Below are 15261 nucleotides of genomic sequence, written 5' to 3'. Positions count from 1 at the left end.
GGGCGAGTCCCCGGGTCGGCGGTTCGAAAACGAACCACGGACGCCGGTCAGTGCGCCGGCGTGCGGAACGTCTGCAGGAACGTCTTCAGTGCCAGCCGGTTGCCGGCGTCGTCCCAGGTCGCGGCCGGAGTCGTGAAGCGCAGGGAGAAGCCGTCGCCGCCGCCCGTCAGGAAACCGCGCCCGAAGGTGTGCACCCGCGCGTCCCCCGAGCCGGCCAGCCACTCCAGGTCGGCGGCCCGGTGCCCCTGGTAGGTGGCGGCCCGGACGGTGCCGACGCGGCCGTAACCGGGGAGCCTCCGCAGATCCGGTTCGACGTCGTCCCGCCAGACGGCGACCGGGTCGGGGCCCACGTGCTCGCTGTGGGTGACGGCCAGCGTGGGGGAGGCCGCGTCCCGGCCGAAGGTGACGCGGTAGGCCCCACTGACGCGGGAGGTGGTCAGCCGCCGCCAGCCGTCGGGCAGGGCCACGGAGAAGCCCTCCGGGGCGGTGTAGGGGTGGTAGCCGGCCGGCAGGGCGGGCGGGCTGCTCGGGGTGGGGCTCGCGGACGGCGTCCCGCCCCCGCCGCCGGTGTGCCTGCCGGTGGGGGTGACCGTGGCGGAGGGGCGGTCCGGTGCCTGCGCGGTTCCGGTGCCCGGCAGTTGGTGGGTCGCGGCCAGGACGGCGGCGGTGACGGTGAGCGCGGCCAGCGCGGTACCCGCTGCCAGAGCTCGTCTGCCGTGCTCCCGTCCGGCGAGGCGCACGCCCGCGTACGCGTCGCGCAGCCGGGGTGCGGGGGCCGGCTGCCGGTCGGCGTCCGCGTCCTCGTCGAGGGCCCGGAGCAGGGCCGCCCGGACGACCGGGCGGGTCAGCCGCTCCCGCGAGTTCTTCCGCAGCAGCCCCTGCACGGACTGGGTGAGCGGGCCCGCGCGCAGCGGGGTGCGCAGCGGCAGCCGGTCCACGGCCTTCAGGGTGGTGTCGGGCCGGCCGCGGTCCCGGAACGGCGGCCGGCCCTCCACCATCGTGTACAGGAGCGCACCCAGCGCCCACAGGTCGGCGGCCGGCCCGATGCGCTCGTCGCGGGCCTGCTCGGGTGAGGCGTACGACGGCGCCGCGAGGCGCGGCACGAGGGTCGCGCCGGCGAGTCCGAAGCCGGTGACGACGACCGGGCCGCTGTCCCGTACGAAGACCTGGCCCGGGCTCAGCTCACCGTGCGTGATGCCCTCGTCGTGCGCGGCCTGGAGCACGTCGAGCAGCTCCAGGCCGGTCCGGGCCGCCCGCACCGGGTGGAACGCACCCTCGCGGTCGAGGAGTTCGCACAACGGCGTGCCGTCGATCCACTCGGTGACCGTCCACAGGGTGCCGTTCTCCACCACCGCGTCGACGACCGTGGCGACCTGGCCGGGGCACAGCAGCCGCATGGTCTCGGAGGTGCGGATGAGGCGGGCCGTGACCCGGCGCACGGTGTCCTCGGCGGACCCCTCCGGCAGGGCGGTCTGAGCCACCAGCCGGGGCTGCTCCGCCGCCACGTCCTCGGCGTACCACCACAGCCGGTTCGTCTCGCGGGCGAAGACCTCGAGGAGCCGGTAGCGTCCGGCGACCCACTCGTGTGCGGAGACGTGCGCCTTGACCATGGTCATCCCTCGCTGGAACCCCTGTTGTGTGTCTCACAGAGGTACGCGGGGTGCGCCGGGATGCGTTCAAAGAAACCGTGACCCGGGCCGCGTTCCTGCCTTTTATTCAACTCTTCGAAAGGGCTTGCGAGTTTGGGATGGCCGCACCCGGTGGTCGTCCGACCTGTGGGTAACCGACGGTAAGGCCCCGGTGCGGCCCGGCCTCACAGCAGTGCGAACCGCTCAGCCCAGCCCGTGAGCTCGCGCGGTGTCGTGTTGCCCCCGCACACCACGAGGCCGATCCGGGCACCGTCGCCGACCCGTGCCACCACCTCGCGGGCCGCCGGCAGCAGACACCCCGCGGCCGGCTCGGCCCACACCTTGCCGTGGTCGGCCAGGTCCAGCGAGCCCTGCACGGCCTCCCGGTCGGAGACCACCAGCACCTCCTCGACCAGCGCGGAGACATGGTCGTACGTCAGCTGCGACACGGCGGGCGCGCTGAGCGTGGTGACCAGGGACGACAGGGGCACCGGCACCGGTCCGCCCGCCTTCAGCGCCGCGGACATGGCCTGCGCGCCCTCGGTCTCCACGCCCCATACCCGCACCCCGGGGCGTCGGGCCGCGAGCGCGGCCGCGATCCCGGCGATCAGCCCGCCGCCGCCGATGCTGACCACGACGTCCGTCGGTTCGTCGGCGTCCGCGACGTCTTCGGCCAGTTCCAGCCCGACCGTGCCCTGTCCGGCGATCACCACCGGGTCGTCGAACGGGTGGACCAGGGTCAGCCCCTCGTCCCGCAGCCGCGTCACCAGCTCGAAGGCGCTGTCCATGCCGTCGGTCAGCCGTACCGACGCCCCGGCCTCCCGCACGATCTCGACGGAACGCGCAGGCGCGGTACGGGGCATCACCACGGTCGCCTTCACATCGAGGGCCGCGGCCATCACCGCGAGGGCGATCCCGTGGTTGCCCCCGCTGACCGCGACCACACCCGCCGCCCGTTCGGCCTCGCTCAGCGACAGCAGCTTCGCCGTCGCCCCGCGCGCCTTGAACGAGCCGGTGCGCTGGAGCAGTTCGAGCTTGGCCGTGACCGGGACGTCGAGCAGCGCGGTCAGACCCGGGCTCGCGACGGTCGGCGTCCGTACGACATGCCCGGCGATCCGCTCCGCCGCGGCTTCGATCTCCGTGATGCCGATCAAGGTGCTCCACCCTTCCGGCGCGGGGGTGTGGACCGCGCCCCTCGCACCCTGACGCGCCGGGACCGTGGAGGTCAACACGGTTTCACCCCGGGCGCGCGGACGGTCACAGCTCGCGGTGGACCAGGTGGTCCAGCAGCCGGAACAGGTCCCCGGCGGCTTCGGTGGCCAGCGGGGCCCCCGTGAGCAGCGTCCGGGCGGCGGCCGTGTGCGCCCGGGCCTCGGACAGTGTCGCCGTACGGCCGCCCGCCGCCTCGATCAGCGCGGCGGCCTCCTCGGCCCGCTCCGGCGCGCCGAGCAGCTCGGGGAGACCGCAGGCCGCCGCCGGGGAGCCGAGCGCGGCCAGCACCGGATAGGTCTTCTTGCGCTCCCGCAGGTCGCCGCCCACGGGCTTGCCCGTGACGGCCGGGTCGCCCCAGATCCCGAGCACGTCGTCGACCAGCTGGAAGGCGACGCCGAGATGCCGTCCGGCACGGTCCAGCGCGTCCACCGCGGCCTCGGGCGCCCCGCCGAGCGCCGCCCCCAGCGCGGCCGCGCAGCCCAGCAGCGCACCGGTCTTGCCCTCCGCCATCACCCCGTACTCCTCGGGCGTCACGCGCTCCGGGCCGGTGCAGGGGCGGGTGGCGAACAGGAGGTCGTCGGCCTGCCCGCGCACCAGGTCGGCGAGGGCCGCGGAGAGCAGCCGCACGGCGCCGGCGCCCCGCGGCGCGACGGAGAGGGTCTCCACCGCCAGCGCGAACAGGGCGTCCCCGGCGAGCACCGCGGGACCGGTGCCGTACGCCTTCCACACGGCGGGGCGGCGGCGCCGCGTCGCGTCGCCGTCCATGATGTCGTCGTGCAGCAGCGAGAAGCCGTGCACCAGCTCCACCGCGACCGCGGCCGGGATTCCGGCCCGCCCGTCGGCGCCCGCCGCCTCGGCGCCGAGCACCGCCAGCGCCTGCCGCACGCCCTTGCCGCCCGGGGCGGCGGCGGGGGCCCCGCCGACCTCGCACCAGCCGAAGGAGTACGCCGCCATCTCGGCGACCCACGGATGCAGCCGCCCCACCGCCTCCCGCAGTGCCGGCTGCACCAGGTCCCGGCAGCGGGCGAGGACTTCGGGAGCGGACGGCGGAGCCTGTACGGCGGTCACCGGGCGACCTCCGCGCCGAGGCCGAACTCCTCCTGGGCCCGGGCCACCATCTCCCGGGCGTGCTTCAGCCCGCTGCGCTCCAGCGTCCGGGCGAGGTCGGCGAGTTCGGCGGCCGTCTCGGCGCGGTCACGGCCCAGCTGGGCCAGCGACTTGGCCAGCCCCAGCCGGGCCAGCGCCTCGCCCCGCGGCTCGCTCATCGCCCGGAACTCCTCCAGCGCCAGCTCGTAGAGTTCCCGCGCCTCGGTGAAACGTTCCGCCCGGTACAGGACGTTGCCGCGCATCTTGTGGTTGTAGGCGAGGGCGCTGGACAGGTTCATCGCCCGGCAGCCCGCCTCCGCGCGGGACAGCAGCTCCAGCGCCCCTTCGGTGTCCTTGTCGCGGACGGAGAGGATGTCGGCGAGTCCGCGCAGAGCCCAGGCGTGCCCGCGCCGGTCCTCGGCCCGCTCGGCTATCTCCGCCGCCTCCTCGAACAGCGCGTAGGCGCGGTCGTGGTCGCCGGTGTTGCGGTGCATCTGCGCGATGCCCTCCAGCGCCCACACCGTGTGCCGGGCCTCGCCGCGCCGGCGTGCCTCGGCCAGCAGCTGCTCGTGCAGCCGGCCGACCGCCGCGTAGTCGCCCTGGATCCGGCCCGTCTCGGCGAGGCCGGCCAGCGAGTAGCCCCGGCAGACGATGTCGCCGCCGCGCTCCCCGAGTTCCGCCGCGAGCCCGAGCAGCCGCCAGGCCAGCGGGAAGGCGCCGCGCTGCCGGGCGAGGGTGCCGCCGCTCCACAGCGCCCAGGCCATCGCGGCGGTGTCGCCGGCGTCCCGGGCGGCGCGGTAACTCGCCTTCCAGGCGCGGTCCGCGTCCTGTACGTGACCGAGCCGCCGGTGCGCCTCGGCGACGGCGAGCCCGCAGCGGGCCGCCTCGGCGGGCCGCCCGGACCGTTCGGCCTCGCGCAGCTTCTCGGTGCCCTCCGCCAGCACGTCGACCAGCGAGGAGTTCACGGACAGGGTGGTCAGTGCGCCCTGGTACTCCGGGGCGAAAGCCTTGCCGTACATGCGTACCTTTCTATACACGCTGTGTATACATCGCGTGTATAGGTATCTCGGAATATGCCCCGGCCGGAAGACCGGGGCGTGTCGGTCTGTTGTCGATCAAGACGCAGGCACGTCGACGGGGGTTGCCCCCGGGCTACGGGTCACCCTGTGAAGGTTCCACCGGGTGCCCTGTGAAGGTTCAGTGTTGCTGTGCCTTCTGCGGGGTCAGTTCGCTCGGGCGCACCACGACGAAGCCCTCGCCCTGGAACATCAGCTGGACGGCCTCGCCGGAACCGCCGCGCAGCATGGAGCCGATGGACTGGGAGCGGTGCAGCGAGGTCTGCAGCTGCGCCGTCCAGCCGACCACCGCGTCCGTGTCGACGTACACCGGGAACTGCGCGGAGACCGGTATGACCAGCGGATTGCCCTCGCAGACCAGGCCGAGCCGGCCCTGGCCGGTGAACACGCTGTTGAACAGGCCGCCGCCGGCGATGCCCGAGCCCTTGACCGTCTTGATCTCGTACGACAACGAGGCGTCGAAACACAGCACGTTGCGGCCGTTGACCGTGAACTGGTCGCCGGCCTCGACCTCGACGATGAAACAGTTCTGCGCCTCGTGCGCGAACCAGGCCTCGCCCTGCCCGCGCACCGCCATGAGGGGCAGGCCCTCGCCGGTGACCGCGCGCTTGAGCATGCCGCCGACGCCCTGCCCCTTGCGCTCGAACTTCAGGTCCCCCCGATAGGCGACCATCGCGCCCTGGCGGGCGTACATCTCGCCGTTCACGGCGTACTTGACGCACTTGGCGTTCTCGACGGACATGCCCGGCTCGACGGCCGGCTGCACCATGTGCTCACTGGAAAAGAGATCACCCTTCATGCGGGGCATGGTGTCCCGGAGGATTCCATTCCGCCAAGATCGCGGAACGTGACCGGTCAGCCACCGAAGAGCTGGGCCCAGTAGGTGCCCGCCCGGCCGCCGCCCGCGAAGCCGACGCCCAGGTGGCCGAAGTCCCGCTTGAGGATGTTGGCGCGGTGACCGGGGCTGTTCATCCAGCCGTCCACGACCTCGGCGGGGGAGCGCTGGCCGCAGGCGATGTTCTCGCCGATCGTGCGCCTGGAGGATCCGGCGGCGCGGGCCCGGTCCCAGGGCTGGGAGCCGTCGGGGCAGACGTGGTCGTAGAAGTCGCGGGCCACCATGTCCGCGCAGTGCGCCTGGGCGGCGGCCGTGAGCAGCGGGTCGACCGCCAGTGGGGGCAGGCCGGCCCGGCCGCGCTCGGCGTTGGTGAGCGCGACGACCTCGGCGGCCGTGCGTGACAGCGCGTCCGGGGTCAGGGGAGCGGCCCAGAGCGCCGTCCAGTACCGGTCGCCGCCGTCGGCGTGGGCCAGGGCGGCGTGCCGGAAGGCCGGGTCGAGCAGGGTGCGCCGGGGTCCCGGCGACCGCAGGCAGTAGTCCACGAACCGGGCCGGGGTGCGCGGACCGGAGACGAGGTGCTCGCCGACGGCGACGTACGCGTATCCGGCGCCGGTGATGCGCTGGTGCACCGAGACACCGTCCGGCCCCTCGCCGCCGAGCCGTCCGGCGTCCGCCATGGCCCGGGCGTGGGCCCGCGCGGCGGCACCGAGGCGCGGGTCGAGGGTGACGGCCGGGCAACCGGCCTGCGCACGGGCCGAGTTGACCATACGGAGGAAGTCGTCCGGGGCGCCTTCGCCGAGGTGCGGCGCGCGGACCTCGGTCACCGTGGGCCCTGCCGCGTGGCCGCGCGCACCCGGCACGGCGGTGGCCGGCGGTGCGCCGTCGTCCGTGACCTGCACCCCGAAGTCACGCGCGAGCCCGGCCAGCCCGTCCGCGTACCCCTGCCCGATCGCCCGCACCTTCCAGCCGGTGCCGGGCCGCACATACAGCTCGGCGAGCAGCAGCACGGTCTCCGGACCGGGACGCGGCGGTGCGAACCGGGCCACCGGACGCCCGGATCCGTCGGTGACGTCGAGCCGGGGAGCGGGCAGCCGACCGAGCGGCGTACCGGGCTCGGCCGCGCTCACCACGACCGTGACCCGGCACGCACCGCCGCGCAGCCGGCCCGGCTCGACGGTCAGGGTGTCACCGAGCAGCCGGATTCCCGGCGCCTGAGGCTGGTTGTAGAACACGAAGTCGGCGTCGGACGCGACCCTGCCGTCCGACCCGGTGACCAGAGCGGACACATCGAAGCTCCCGGCCACCCGCATCCGCACCACGCCGAGGGGCAGGGCCAGATTGCCCCCGGGTACCAGCTCGCTCGTCACACCCGGGGCAACGCCCGGCACGTGCCGGAAGGTTCCACGGGCGCCCTCCTACCTCTTGGCGGCCCAGTTCCCGCAGAACCCCGCCTCCAGGGCCCCCGCCAACGCGTCCGACACCTTCTTGTTGTTGGACGTGCTGGCGACAGCCGTGAGCCGTTGCGCACCGTCCTTCGTGGCGAAGGCGTACGTGGAGTACCCCTGCACCACCCCCGTGTGCCCGTACACGGACACCCCGCACGACAGATCGCGCCGCCGCAGCCCGAGCCCGTACGCCGTCGTACCGTCGACCGGCGTGAACCGCTCCATCTCGGCGAGCCGCGCGGCGGACAGCAGCTTGCCGCCGAGCAGCGCGCCGTAGAACGTGTCGAGATCCCGCGCGCTGGAGATGATCGCCCCCGCGCTCTGCGCCCACGACACCGTCTGCTCGGTGGCGTCGACCAACGGCTCACCGCTCTGGTCCGGGGTGAGGTACCCACGGACGTACCGGCCCGGAATGACCGTCGAGGGATGGACGTAGAACGTGTCCCGCAGCTTCAGCGGCCTGAAGATGCGGTTCTCGTACTCGGTCCGCACGGCGTGCCCGGTGAGCTTCTCGATGAGCATCCCCGCCACCACGAAATTGGTGTTGGAGTAGGAGTACGCGGTGCCGGGCTCGTGGGTGAGGGGCTTCTGCAGGGAGAGGCCGACCAGCTGACGGTAGGTGAAGACCTTGTTCCGCACCGCCTCGAAGCCGGACACGCTGTCGGCGAACATGTCGTTGGTGTAGTCGTAGAGGCCGCTGCGGTGGCTCAGCACGTCGCGGACCGTGATCCGGTCGTCCGGCAGCAGGCCGGGCAGGTAGCGGTTGACCGGCGCGTCGAGCGCCAGCCGGTCTTCGTCGGCGAGCTGCAGCAGGACGACGGCCGAGAAGGTCTTGGTGACGCTGCCGACGCGGAACCGGTCGTCCGGGGTGAGGGCCCGCCGGGTGCTCCGGTCGGCGACTCCGCGCGCCGCCGTGTACGTCCGGCCGTGGTCGTCCATGCGGGCCAGCGCGCCCGGCGCGCCCTGGTCCACCGCGGAGCTCAGTGCCGCGTCGAGGCCCACGGTGTCGGGAGCCGGGAGCGACGCCGCTGCCCCCGGCGCGTCCGGCCGGGCGGTCGCCGCCCGCGCCGGGACCGCCAGGAGCGACAGCGCGACCGCCCCGAGGACCACACCCCGTGCCACCGTTGCTGAGACCATCCGGGACTCTCTTTCAGCGATGCGCATCCATACGGTCCTTGATGCGACTTCGGTCACATTCCGGCCCTGGAACCTAGGGGATGGAGACGACGTCTCCACAGCCGACACACAGTTGGTCAGCTCCTGATCACTCTGTGGCGCGCATTTGTAAAGGATTGCCCTAGAAGGTCGTGAAATCGATCATTCCACCTTTACGTGCACATGACTGATCCGCAAGGGTGGCGGTACGGGGCCCGACCAGCCCCCGTGACGCCCAATCGCGTCACGCCGCAAGGCGGTTGGTGATCCCGGCTGCCTTCGAACGAAGGAACCCTGATCAGTGCGTAGACCGCACATACGCGGCGTCGCCGTCGCCATCGCGGTGACCACCGCCGCCACGGGCCTGGCCGGTACGGCCTTCGCGGGTCCCTCCACGGGTGCGGAGCGGTCCACGGCCGCCGCCACCACGAACGCCACCGCGGTGGTGGAGGCGGCGCGCACCGCGGCCTTCGCCCACGCCTCGGCGACCGGCGTCTCCCAGGGCGATGAACTGCACGCCCAGGACGTCATGCTCGACCCCGAGGGCGCCCGGCACGTCCGGTTCGTCCGCACGCACGACGGCATGCCCGTGCTCGGCGGTGACCTCATCGTCCACCTCGACCACAAGCTGGCCTTCGCCGGTGTGACCCGCGCGGCCGGACACGCCGTCAAGCCGGCCACCACGCAGGCCAAGCTGACCGCGGACCAGGCCGCCGCCAAGGCCGCCCAGGCCGCCAAGGGCGACGCGGGCACCGCCCAGCTCGTCGTCGACGCGCGCGACGGCGCCTCCGCGCTCGCCTACCAGGTGACCGTGACCGACGAGGGCGGCTCCAACACCGTCGTCGTCGACGCCGTCACCGGCAAGGTGCGCAGCAACACGCCCGACAGCGACGAGTTCCTGTCGCCGAAGCTGCTCGACAGCCTGCGCCAGCACGGCGAGACGATCGACCCGGCCACGGGCATCGGCTCCGCCTCCGGCGCGGCCGGCCTGCTCGGCTCCGGCGCCTCCGGTGCCACGCGCTACCCGTCGAGCGCCCAGGGCACCGGCAAGACCCTCTTCGTGGGCAGCGTCGGCCTGACCACCACGGCGACCTCGCGCGGCCACTACCAGCTCAAGGACCCGAGCCGGTACGGCACCGAGACGCGCGACGCCAAGGGCTCGTACACCGAGAAGTTCAGCTCGGGCACGAAGTTCACCAGCACGACCAACGTGTGGGGCAACGGCACGACCGCCAACCGTGCCAGCGCCGCCGCGGACGCCCAGTACGGCATCACCAAGACGCTGGACTTCTACAAGAGCACCTTCGGGCGCAAGGGCATAGCCAACAACAGCAAGGCCGCCCAGGGCATGGTCCACTGGGGCAAGAAGGTCGCCAACGCCTTCTGGGACCCGACCTGCAACTGCATGCTCTACGGCGACGGCGACGGCCAGATGTTCAAGAAGCCGCTCGTCGTCCTGGACGTCACCGGTCACGAGCTGACCCACGGCGTGGTGGACGCCACCGCCAAACTGGAGCCGACCCACGTCGACCGGGACGGCAACCAGTTCGGTGAGCCCGGCGCGCTGAACGAGTCCCTCGCGGACATCTTCGGCTCCAACGTCGAGTTCTACGCCAAGAACGCCAAGGACACGCCGGACTACCTGATCGGCGAGAAGCTGGGCCTCGCCCAGAAGTTCCTGCGCCGCCTCGACCACCCGTCGCTGGACAAGCTCGAGGGCACGATCGACTACTGGTCGCCGTCCGTGTACGGCGCCGAGGTGCACGCCGGCTCCGGTGTCTCCTCGCACGCGTACTACCTCCTCGCGGAGGGCAGCGGCAAGAAGACGATCAACGGCGTCAACTACGACTCGCCCACCTACGACCACTCCACGGTCAAGGGCATCGGCCGCACCAAGGCCACCGCCATCTTCTACCGGGCGCTCACCCGCTACATGGTCTCCACGACCGACTTCCACGACGCGCGCATCGCGACGCTGAAGGCGGCCAAGGACCTGTACGGTGCGAGCAGCACCGAGTACAAGACGGTGGACAAGGCGTGGGCCGCGGTCAACGTCACCGCCGCCAACACGCCGGCCGCCCACTGACGGACGGCCGCACCACCGGATGCCCCGCCCCGCGCGGGGCATCCGCATGTCCGGGCCCGCATGTCCGGGCCGCGAGAGGTGCACGCGCGCGTTCGGCTCCGCCGCCGGGCACGCTGAGCGGCAACGCGTCCGTCGCCGACTGCTCCAGCTGCTCCGGCGGCAAGGAGACGACACCGTCACCTGCGACAGCGGCCCCGGCGACGCACCCGACATCGACCGGATGTCGACGTCCCCGCGCCGGTGACCCGAGGGACGCATCACCTATGCTCAGAAACCGGTGTGGGCGCTGTTCGGCAACCACCGCACGGCGGCCGCGGAACTCGGCACCCAAGACCGGCCGGCTGGAGGAGCGGATGTCCCCGGACAACCTCGGCGAGAGCACCCACCGCCCCCTCTCGCCGCTCGTCGGGACGGAAGACCCACCGAGGTGCGCGATCGCGGCGTCGGCGGCACCATGACCTCCGTGGGACACGCAGGCACGTCCCGGACGGTCCGCAGGCGACCCGGCGGATCCGTCACACTCCGGGACCTCGTCCGATGACCGGCCGGCTCGGACGCGGCTGCCGCGTCGCCGCCGTGCTGCTCTCGGCCGTCGCCTGCCAGGCCCCGCCCGCCCGGGCGGCCGCCCCGCCCCCGTCCGCCGAGCGGGCGTCCGGGGTCGTCACCTGGGCGTCGAGCGCCGACCGCATGGGCGCGGGCACCGCCGGGCAGGGCTACCGGCTGATCGTGCACACCAGCGTCGGCGGCACCGGCCTGCGCGTCCGCGTCACCAACGCCTTCGGCGACCGGCCGCTGACCCTGGACAGCGCCTACGCCGGCCTGCGCGGCCGGGGCGCGGCCCTGCGCCCCGGCAGCAACCGGCGGCTCACCTTCGGCGGCGCCCCCACGGTCACCGTCCCCGCGGGCGCCGTCGCCTGGAGCGACCCGCTCACCGGCAGCTGGCCGGCCGGCCGCGACCTGGCCGTCAGCCTGCACACCCCGGACGCGGCCGGTCCGGCGACCGGCCACTGGATGGCGATGCAGACGTCGTACACCGGCCCGGGCGACCACACCGCCGAGGAGGGCGCCGCCAACTGGGGCGCGACCACCGGCTCCTGGTGGTACCTGGACGCCGTGTCCGTACGGCCGTCCCGCGCGGCCACCGGAGCCGTCGCCGCGCTCGGCGACTCCATCACCGACGGCTGGGCCTCCACCGGCGACCGCGACCGCCGCTGGCCCGACTACCTCGCCCGGCGCCTGAACACCGCCCACGCAGCCGTCCAGGGCGTGGCCGACGAGGGCGTCTCGGGCAACCAGGTGCTCGCGGACGGCGCCGGGCCGAGCGCCCTGAACCGGCTGGACCGCGACGTGCTGTCCCTGCCCGGGGTCCGTACCGTCTTCCTCTTCGAGGGGGTGAACGACGTCAAGGCGCACACCGGCGTCACCGCGCAGGACCTGGTCGCCGGGTACCGGCGGATCGCCCACCGGGTGCACGCGGCGGGCAAGTGCGTGGTCGCCGCCACGATCGGCCCGTTCGAGGGCTGGCCCGAATGGGACCCCGCCGCCGACGCCGTGCGCCGGGAGGTGAACCGGTACATCCGCACCGGCGGGGACTTCGACGCGGTCACCGACTTCGACCGCGTCCTGCGCAGCCCCCACGACCCCGCGCGGCTGCTGCCGTTCCTCGACAGCGGCGACCACCTCCACCCCGACGACAAGGGCATGCGGGCGCTGGCCGACGCCGTCGACCTGCGGAGCCTCCGCTGCGACCGCTGACCGGGTTCCGGCCCGGTCACCCCGACCCGGTCGGCTCCGGGGTGATCATCCCGCGCCGGTAGGCGAGCGCCACCGCCTCCGTACGGCTCGCGGCGCCCAGCTTGGCCAGGATGTTCGACACGTGCACGCTCGCCGTCTTGCCGCTGATGAACAGCTCCTCGCCGATCTGCCGGTTACTGCGGCCCCGCGCGAGGAGCCGCAGCACGTCCTGCTCCCGGGCGGTCAGCGACGCCGCCGCGGCGCCGGCCGCGGCGGGGGTGAGGCGGCCCCGGCGGGTGAGCGCGTCGATCCGCTCCAGCAGCGGTGCCGCGCCCAGCGCGGCCGCTGTGGCCCTCGCCGCACGTGCCTGCTCGGCTGCCTCCGCGCGCCGCTCCACGGCCAGCAGCGCCTCCGCGTACCGCAGCCGGCAGCGGGCCTGCTCGTACACATCGCCGTACGAGAACGCGGCGACCGCCTTCTCCCAGGCGGCCGGATCCGGGCCGGACCCGGCCGTCGCCCACTCCGCCTCGGCGCGGGCCAGCCAGGCCTGGCCCTCCGGTCCCTGCGGGCGGCCCTGCTCGTCCCCCGCGGTCGAGGCCCGGGCCTGTTCCACCAGCTCGGCGGCGGTGTCCACCCAGCGGCGCAGGGCCGGTTCGTCCCCGGCACGCCGCAGCTCCACGGTCCGGTCGGCCACCGCGGTGAGACAGAGCGCGGCGAGCCGGACGGTGACGTCGGGCCGCCGCCCGGAGTCGTCGGCCAGCGCGGTGAGTGCGTCGCGCATCCGCTCCACGGCCGCCTCCGGCTCGCCGCGCTGCGCGGCGGCGTCGGTGCGGACGATGCCGGCGACCAGCGTGCCCATCCAGTTGAACGGGCCCTGCAGCAGGGCTTCGGCCCGCTCGGCGGCCCCGGAGTCGCCCCGCGCCACCGCCACGTACAACGCGGGCCCCGCCGCGAAGCCGCCCGTCGCGGGCAGGACGGCCGCGGCCTCGGACGCCGCGCGCAGGCACTCGTCCCACCGGCCGAGCGTGTACAGCGCCAGCAGCTGCAGATACCGCATCTCCAGCGGATACGGCGAGGACAGCAGCCCGGTTCGGCGGGCCCGCTCCAGCGCCTCGGCGAGCAGGGGCAGACAGACGTCGAGGTCGCCCGCTTCCAGACGGCTGATGGCCTCGTTGAACAACGCGCGCATCTCCACCGGCCCGTGCCCGGCCGACCGCGCCAGCTCCCGGGCGCGCCGCAGCTTCTCCTGACCCTCGGCGGAGCGCCGGCCGCCGCCTTCCAGATTGGCCAGGGAGATCAGCAGATCGGCCTCGGCGTCGGGCAGGCCCAGCTCCTGCGCGACGCGCAGGGCGCGGTGGGCGACGTCCAGGACGGTGTCGTCGGCGCCGAGGTGACGGGCCGCCATGACGTGGGTGGCCACCGCCCACACCCAGGTCCGCGACGGGGGTTCGGCGGGGATCAGGGCCAGCGCCTCGCTGCTGTACCGGAAGGCGGCCCGCAGCCGGTCCACGCTGAGCAGGTTGCCGGCGAGCGTGTAGCGGATCCGGGCGGCGAGCGCGGAGTCGGCGTCCTGGCCGACGTCGGCGAGCGCGGCCCGGCTGAGGGAGACCGCCCGATGGGAGTCCCCGGCCCGCGCGGCCGCGGCGGAGGCGCGCAGCGTCAGTGTGACGGGGGCGATCCCGTCGGCGCTCGGCCGTGCCCCGGGCGGCACGTTCGGCCACAGGTCCAGCGCGGTCTCCAGGTGCCGCAGCTCCTCGGCCGGGGCACCCAGCCGCCGGGCGTGGTCGGCCGCCTCCAGACAGGCGGCCAGCGCCCCGGGCAGGTCGTGGCTCTCCCGGCTGTGGTGGGCGCGTTCGGCGGCCGTCTCCGGGAGGTGGCCGCGGGCGGCCAGCAGCCGGGCGTACGCGCCGTGCAGCCGGGACCGCTCACCGGGCAGCAGGTCGGCGTAGACCGCCTCGCGGGTGAGGGCGTGCCGGAAGGCGTAGGTGTCGCGGTCCCCGGGGACGAGCAACTGCCGTCCGACGGCCTCGCGCAGCGCCGCCTCCAGCTCGTCCTCGGGCAGCCCGGCCGCCTCGCGCAACAGCTCGTGTTCCACGCGGCGACCGGCCACGGCGGCGGTCCGCAGCACCTGCTGGGCGGTCTCGGCGAGCTGCTCGACCCGGATGAGCAGCAGGTCCGCGAGCCCGCTGGGCATCCCGTCGGCGTCCACGCCGGCCGCCGCGAACAGTTCCTGCGCGTAGAACGCGTTACCCTCCGCACGGGCCACGATGCCCCGTACGACGGCCTCGGGCAGCGGGCGGTCCTCCAGGGCCCGCACCAGCCGCGCCACCTCCCCGTCCGGCAGCGGCCGCAGCTCCAGCCGCTCCACGGCCGGCAGCCGCACCAGCTCGGCGAGCAGGGGGCGCAAGGGGTGGCGGCGGTGCAGATCGTCCGCGCGGTACGACGCGAGGATCGCCAGGCGCCGGTCGGCGCCGCCGCCCGGGCGCTGCAGCACGCCCCGGCTGAGCAGGAAGCGCAACAGGTCCCGCGAGGACTGGTCGGCCCAGTGCAGGTCCTCCAGGACCAGCAGCAGCGGTGCCACGGCGGCCAGTTCGGCCAGCAGCCCGGCGACGTCCTCGAACAGCCGCAGTCGTCCGTCCGGCCCGCCCGCCAGGTCCGGGCCCGCGCCCAGCAGCCGGTCCGCCGCCGGATGCGCGGCCAGCACCGCCGTGAAGCGCCCGTCGGCGGCGAGCGCGCCGAGGATCTCGGTGAAGGGCAGGTACGGCAGGCCGACGTCGCCGAGGTCCACACAGTGCCCGGTGACCACGGTCGTCCCCGCCCGCGTCGCCCGCCCGGCGACCTCGTCCAGCAGCCGCGTCTTGCCCACGCCCGCGTCCCCGGCGACCAGCACCGCCCGCGCCACACCACCACGGGCACGCTCCAGCACGCCCATGAGCCGGGCCGTTTCCTCGTCCCGCCCGATCAACGGCGGCGCACTGAAGGCGATCTGTGACACGCCCCCATC

The 15261-nt window shown here is 74.3% G+C and carries 10 protein-coding genes; 2 read left to right on the top strand and 8 right to left on the bottom strand.

Translation table 11 applies throughout. The annotated features are described in order from the left end of the window. Nucleotides 1–47: 47 nt before the first annotated feature. From IO33_RS0109665 to IO33_RS0109635, 7 genes are all read right to left on the bottom strand, one after another. On the bottom strand, nucleotides 48–1616 hold the full coding sequence (locus IO33_RS0109665) for a serine/threonine protein kinase (protein WP_031162555.1): 1569 nt from the start codon (nucleotides 1614–1616) through the stop codon (nucleotides 48–50). Between the two features lie 197 nt (nucleotides 1617–1813). After that, entirely contained in the window at nucleotides 1814–2782 is a 969-nt protein-coding gene (locus tag IO33_RS0109660) for a threonine/serine dehydratase family protein (RefSeq protein ID WP_031162552.1), read from the bottom strand. Nucleotides 2783–2885: 103 nt separating this feature from the next. Then, nucleotides 2886–3908: a polyprenyl synthetase family protein gene (locus IO33_RS0109655; protein WP_031162550.1), complete on the bottom strand. Its 1023-nt coding sequence runs from the start codon at nucleotides 3906–3908 to the stop codon at nucleotides 2886–2888. Further along, nucleotides 3905–4945 carry a tetratricopeptide repeat protein gene (locus IO33_RS0109650; protein ID WP_031162548.1) on the bottom strand — a complete coding sequence of 347 codons (1041 nt, stop codon included), beginning with the start codon at nucleotides 4943–4945 and terminating at the stop codon, nucleotides 3905–3907. Before IO33_RS0109650 ends, IO33_RS0109655 begins: the two co-directional genes overlap by 4 nt. A gap of 178 nt (nucleotides 4946–5123) precedes the next feature. After that, complete coding sequence (locus IO33_RS0109645; RefSeq protein WP_031162545.1) at nucleotides 5124–5801, bottom strand: AIM24 family protein; 678 nt, start codon at nucleotides 5799–5801, stop codon at nucleotides 5124–5126. A gap of 56 nt (nucleotides 5802–5857) precedes the next feature. Continuing rightward, nucleotides 5858–7147 (bottom strand): CAP domain-containing protein, encoded by a 1290-nt coding sequence (locus IO33_RS0109640; protein ID WP_051926605.1) that lies wholly within the window; start codon nucleotides 7145–7147, stop codon nucleotides 5858–5860. 105 nt (nucleotides 7148–7252) lie between these two features. After that, nucleotides 7253–8419 carry a serine hydrolase domain-containing protein gene (locus tag IO33_RS0109635; RefSeq protein ID WP_031162540.1) on the bottom strand — a complete coding sequence of 389 codons (1167 nt, stop codon included), beginning with the start codon at nucleotides 8417–8419 and terminating at the stop codon, nucleotides 7253–7255. 319 nt (nucleotides 8420–8738) lie between these two features. Between IO33_RS0109635 and IO33_RS0109630 the strand changes: the two genes are divergently transcribed. Together IO33_RS0109630 and IO33_RS0109625 are read left to right on the top strand one after the other, a co-directional pair. Further along, a complete protein-coding gene (locus IO33_RS0109630; protein WP_031162538.1) occupies nucleotides 8739–10523 on the top strand; it encodes a M4 family metallopeptidase in 1785 nt (594 codons plus the stop codon). Between the two features lie 537 nt (nucleotides 10524–11060). Then, nucleotides 11061–12278 carry an SGNH/GDSL hydrolase family protein gene (locus tag IO33_RS0109625; protein ID WP_031162536.1) on the top strand — a complete coding sequence of 406 codons (1218 nt, stop codon included), beginning with the start codon at nucleotides 11061–11063 and terminating at the stop codon, nucleotides 12276–12278. Nucleotides 12279–12294: 16 nt separating this feature from the next. Here the strand turns inward: IO33_RS0109625 and IO33_RS0109620 are convergent, their stop codons facing one another. Continuing rightward, nucleotides 12295–15252 carry a helix-turn-helix transcriptional regulator gene (locus IO33_RS0109620; RefSeq protein WP_031162534.1) on the bottom strand — a complete coding sequence of 986 codons (2958 nt, stop codon included), beginning with the start codon at nucleotides 15250–15252 and terminating at the stop codon, nucleotides 12295–12297. Nucleotides 15253–15261: the final 9 nt, after the last annotated feature.

Source organism: Streptomyces durhamensis, assembly GCF_000725475.1.
GTDB lineage: Bacteria > Actinomycetota > Actinomycetes > Streptomycetales > Streptomycetaceae > Streptomyces > Streptomyces filipinensis.
This window is presented reverse-complemented; position numbering and strand designations above follow the sequence as displayed.

Excerpts from the sequence above, each read along its gene's own strand:
- IO33_RS0109665 (WP_031162555.1), bottom strand. The coding sequence starts at position 1,616 with ATGACCATGGTCAAGGCGCACGTCTCCGCACACGAGTGGGTCGCCGGA.
- IO33_RS0109650 (WP_031162548.1), bottom strand. The coding sequence starts at position 4,945 with ATGTACGGCAAGGCTTTCGCCCCGGAGTACCAGGGCGCACTGACCACC.
- IO33_RS0109645 (WP_031162545.1), bottom strand. The coding sequence starts at position 5,801 with ATGAAGGGTGATCTCTTTTCCAGTGAGCACATGGTGCAGCCGGCCGTC.
- IO33_RS0109640 (WP_051926605.1), bottom strand. The coding sequence starts at position 7,147 with ATGCGGGTGGCCGGGAGCTTCGATGTGTCCGCTCTGGTCACCGGGTCG.
- IO33_RS0109635 (WP_031162540.1), bottom strand. The coding sequence starts at position 8,419 with ATGGTCTCAGCAACGGTGGCACGGGGTGTGGTCCTCGGGGCGGTCGCG.
- IO33_RS0109625 (WP_031162536.1), top strand. The coding sequence starts at position 11,061 with ATGACCGGCCGGCTCGGACGCGGCTGCCGCGTCGCCGCCGTGCTGCTC.